The following is a 4,534-nucleotide window of genomic DNA, read 5'->3' on the forward strand; positions in this document are numbered from 1 at the left end:
TCTGTTGACAAAATGGGCTCCACCACTCGATTTGGTGGGGCCTACTCTGGACACTCGCCGCTGCCATGTCGAGACGGTGATGGGGCAACGCTTACCTAAATTCAGCACGTCTTGGCCGTAGGTCTGCTCCACGAGTTTGTATTGCCCCTGAAGATTGCTCATCTCCCGCTCCATTTTTGCCATCTGTTCCGGGCTGACACCTGTCAGCTTGGGTGGCTTCTTGCCTGCGACCAGAAGCGTGGCCGGCGTCGCCACCAGCAAGGCCTCCGCGTAGGCAACTGAAACGTTGTTCGCAGCCACCATCAGTTCGACACACTCAACCTGCCGTGTGTGCTTCATTTTCCGGATGGCCCGAACAAGGTCGGGCGAAAACTGTCGGTCGCCGAGAAGCTCAGCCGCCTCTGGGCAAATTCCATCGAGCAGCGACAGCTTCTTAATGATTTGCGACACGTCCACGGAAAGCGCCTTCGCCAATCGCTCAGGCGCGACGCCGCGCTCAATCACGCGCCGAATCATGTAGTGCTCTTGGATGGTCGAGAGGCGATTCACACGATTGTTATACGTGTAGCTCTCGTCATCGGTGGCCACCAGGCAAGCTGCCTGCTCGTGCCCCAAGTCCTGAATGGCGAGCAAGCGCAAATGCCCATCGAGCAGCACGTGACGCCCTGAGGCTTTGTCCGCAGGCATGACAGACAGTGGCTCGATAAGGCCCACCTCCTCAATGGAGGTCCGTATTTGTTTAAATTTGCGCGACTCAACCACGGGCGCCGGTATCCTGCGCGATGGCAAGATGCAAGGGAGCGGGACGGACAGCGGTTCGGGGATGAACCCGAGCGTGATGCCACTCATGACGTGCTCCCGCCTGACCAAACGCGCTCCGCGAGATACTTCGGCAGACTGGTCAATCCTTCCGCGCGCAGCAAGTTGATGAAGTTTTCATCGGCAAACAGTTGCCGCAACGCGCCGACAACGAAAAGCACGCGCTGTTGGGTGAACTCGGCCTTCCGCACCATGGATTTCTGGCGCTCGACCTCGCGTTCGTAGGTACGCACGAGACTCGACGGCGTGACCCCGGCCGATTTACTCGTCATGTTGTGCGCTGTGCTTCGTCCCAGCGCCTTTCTGCGTTCGATGACGCGGCGAGCATCCATGAGTTGCTTGCCTCGCAATTTGCCCGACTCGTAGGCTTGTTGGAGAGCCGCTTGTATTTCGGCATCATCGTCGCCAGCGCCGACAATCGTGAGCGCGGCGCTCAGCGGAACGAGCCCTTTTTCGACCGCAACGACAAGTCGTTCTTCTCCTTGATGCAGGAGCGTGAGGATGCCGTGGACGTAGGTCGGTGCCAGCCCCGTCTTCTCGGCGATGACCTTCGGCGAATATCCTTGCTCCTGTAATTGACGGATGCCGGCGAGCCGTTCGAGTGGGCGACACTGCCTGCGCGCGATGTTCTCCGTCAAACTCATCACAAACGCATCCTCGTCGCTCACACTCACAACAAGCGCGGGAATCGTCTCCTCCCCGAGCGAACGAAACGCCTTCAATCGGCCCTCGCCGCACACGAGCAGGTACTTTTCGATACCACCCGAGGTCGCTCGCGGCGTGACGACAATCGGCTTCTTCAGCCCGATAGTCTTGATGTTGTCAACGATTTCGCCGAACACGCGACCATTGCGCTCGCGTGGGTTGATGACCTCAATCTGATTGACAGGGACCATCCGGATTTCACCGGGCTGCTGCGAGCTCACGCTACTCTCCTCAGGCGTGCGCGCTCGGCCATGCCATAGAGATAATCCAGCGTGTCGAAGCGGTAGCTCTCGAACTCGATTGGGTTTTGGTCAGCGAGCTGAATACGCGGCTGCCCGAAGTCCAGACGCGGCAACAGGTAGTAGTCCAGCGCCGCAGCGTTTGTTTGGTCGAGTCGCACTGCCACGGTGATGTCCGGCAACAGGCTGGTGTCAAAACGCACCTTCCAATGATTGCGTCCGTTGTCATGTGCCTGGCAGCGCGAGAGCACGATGCAGACCGTGAACTCATCGTTGACCGTCAGGACATCGGTCGCGGGGTCGCGCATCACCGCACCACCCAGGTCTGCGATTTTCCTTTCAGTCTGTGCGACGATTTCCGGATGCAGTTGGCGCAGAAAGCGGTTGGTCTCGATGTACCGATAGTCCCGGCCCGGGGTAAATCCCACCGTCTGGTAAGCGCGAATCAAACTGCCGAATCGGTAGACGTAGACCGAGGTCGACGGCATGCCTTCCGTTTCATCAATCACGACGCCAGACAGAAACCCGCGATTGCGGTATAGGTTGCGCAACCGCTCGATGAGCTCCTCGTTCGAATAGTGGCGCGCCCGCGCGCGCATGATGCCTTGTGCGGTGTAGAACGTCTCGCTCGGCACAATTGCCTGGAATGCTCCCTCCTTTCGAATCCACATGTCCGGCGTGTTGGTCACGCGCATTTTCTTCAGCTTGAACGAGACCCGGTTATATACGTTGTTGCCGATGTATTTTTCGTTGGTCAACACCTCCCGCACCGTGGCCCGCGTCCACTCTCGGTCAAGGTCAGTACGCATGTGCATGCCATTCAGGCGCGCCGCGATTTCGCGTTCGTCGAGGGACTCTTCGATGAACCAGTCGTAAATCAGGTTGACGGTGCGCACCTCGCTTTCGGGCCCCGGCATAAGAACGACCCGGTCCATCTGCAGGCTCTTATGTTCGCCACGGTGGAGCTCCGCCTTCATGAGGCCGTGCTCATCGACCAGCACGCGGCGCAGCCCATATCCGGCGGGACCGCCTTGCCGAAAGCCCAGTTCAATCAATCGGCACTGACCCGCGAAAACCTTGGCGGACAATTCTCGACTGTACTCGCCAGCCATTGCCCGCTTTACCCCTTTCACGATGGTCGAGACCGGCGAGCCGTCGTTCTCGAATTGCTCAGCGCAGTACGCGACCTGGATGCCTGCTCGACGACAGATGTACTCGTAATACGCGCTCTCGTCGGCGTCCTGAAATCGTCCCCATCGACTCACGTCATAGACGAGGATGATGCAGAAGTCGGCGCTGCCGTTGGTCACATCATCGATGAGGCTCTGCAGTGCCTGACGCCCGTCAATTCGAAGACCGCTTTTGCCCTCGTCCGCGTAGGTGCGAACAATCTCAAATCCTCGACGGGCTGCGTAGTCTCGGATTTTGTCGCGCTGGTTCTCAGTTGAATATTGCTGATGTTCAGTCGACATACGCACGTATTCCGCCGCGCGCCCCGCTCTCGAACCAGCTCCGACTGCCGCTTCCGCATTGCTGAATGACATGCTCGGCTCCGCAACTCAGGCACAGCGCGCACAGGCACCGGGTACTTAGACCCATCAGGTGCCAGCCCCGCTGCCTCAATTGGGCGGCGGCGTTCGAAAGCGAACCGTGACAAGGAAAAGGTAGCAGCCTCGATGACGGCGCGTATCAAGTCATCTCTTTGCAATCACATCGCAGTCGCTGCAGGACCAGACAGCACGGCAATGTGAACGGTCCACGCGTCCATGTTTGCAACGCTGGCGTCGCCTGCATCACAGAGCACGTAGAAGCCGGAGCCCAGTGGGCGCGGGGCTCCGAACGCGTCCATATTTGCAATCGGTACATGCCTTCGCCGTGCATTGCGAGTGCGCTGCATGCTGCGATTGCGCTCCAGATACGCGGGATGGGTCGTTCGGTACTCGCGCCAGTAGGTCGAGTGAACGGCGCGCCATCTGGCCTGCGCACGTGCCTGGTTTTCGCGGTAGTCCTCGTCTGTGTGGAGGCGATGGTTCTGCCATTCCCGTCGACGGGCGCGTTGGCAGTCAGCCGACGAGCAATATCGCTGACGAGGCACGTGCAGCAGCGGCACAAACGCGTTGCCGCAGGCAAGACAAAAGCGGGTCGATTTCATGACGCCCCCTCAATCCAAGTCGTGACGGGCGGGCGCGAACGCGTTGTCGCGTTCGCGCCCGCCGACGGTGCATGACGAAGACGATTCGCCGAAATCTAGAAACCTGCAAGAAGTGCAACGTCGATGGGCCGACTTTCAAGCTCGGGTTGATGGGTGACAGTGATGGGCAACGCCGAGGGAAAAAGTATCTGGCGCTGTAACAGGTATCGCGATGGGACGTGCAATCTCAACTTTTGCATCGCAATTTCTCAGCGGATGCTTCTCAAGTCGCGCAAAGGCCCGTCCGACGGGCCCAAAAATCTCAGGTTATGAGTACGGCTACAGGGTGTTGTTTCTCAGAATAGATGGCCGAATTCTCACAAAGTTGTGCCACCCAATGTGCCCGCCTTACGTGAAGGGCTGCGCCACTGGCGCGGTGGCCCGGATGCCGCTGCCCGCAAGAATCGCCTCTTCGACGACCGGGCGCTGGGCATTGCCTTAGAGCGCCTGACACAGCCTGCCACCCTGCTGGCTTGAGGGGTGGGTAACGGGCCATCCTCTGTGAGCACAGTCTTGCCGCTGCGGCCGTTGCGTTGATTGGTCGCATCTGGCGGGCGTTCGCCCCCGTTGGGGTAACCCA

At 59.4% G+C, this 4,534-nt stretch carries 4 protein-coding genes; all 4 read right to left on the reverse strand.

Going from position 1 to position 4,534, the window contains the following annotated elements; translation table 11 throughout:
* A partial coding sequence (locus tag D7S86_RS28785; RefSeq protein ID WP_240648457.1) for a plasmid partitioning protein RepB C-terminal domain-containing protein occupies positions 1-849 on the reverse strand: 849 nt, incomplete at its 3' end.
* Positions 846-1,715 carry a plasmid partitioning protein RepB C-terminal domain-containing protein gene (locus tag D7S86_RS28790; RefSeq protein ID WP_121091567.1) on the reverse strand — a complete coding sequence of 290 codons (870 nt, stop codon included), beginning with the start codon at positions 1,713-1,715 and terminating at the stop codon, positions 846-848. The genes D7S86_RS28790 and D7S86_RS28785, both read right to left, overlap by 4 nt.
* A 26-nt stretch (positions 1,716-1,741) precedes the next feature.
* Positions 1,742-3,307, reverse strand: a complete 1,566-nt coding sequence (locus D7S86_RS28795; protein ID WP_121091568.1) for a recombinase family protein — start codon at positions 3,305-3,307, stop codon at positions 1,742-1,744.
* Positions 3,308-3,471: 164 nt separating this feature from the next.
* A complete protein-coding gene (locus D7S86_RS28800) occupies positions 3,472-3,915 on the reverse strand; it encodes a hypothetical protein (RefSeq protein ID WP_121091569.1) in 444 nt (147 codons plus the stop codon).
* Positions 3,916-4,534 lie beyond the last annotated feature (619 nt).

It is taken from the genome of Pararobbsia silviterrae, assembly GCF_003628125.1.
In the GTDB taxonomy this organism is placed as follows: domain Bacteria; phylum Pseudomonadota; class Gammaproteobacteria; order Burkholderiales; family Burkholderiaceae; genus Pararobbsia; species Pararobbsia silviterrae.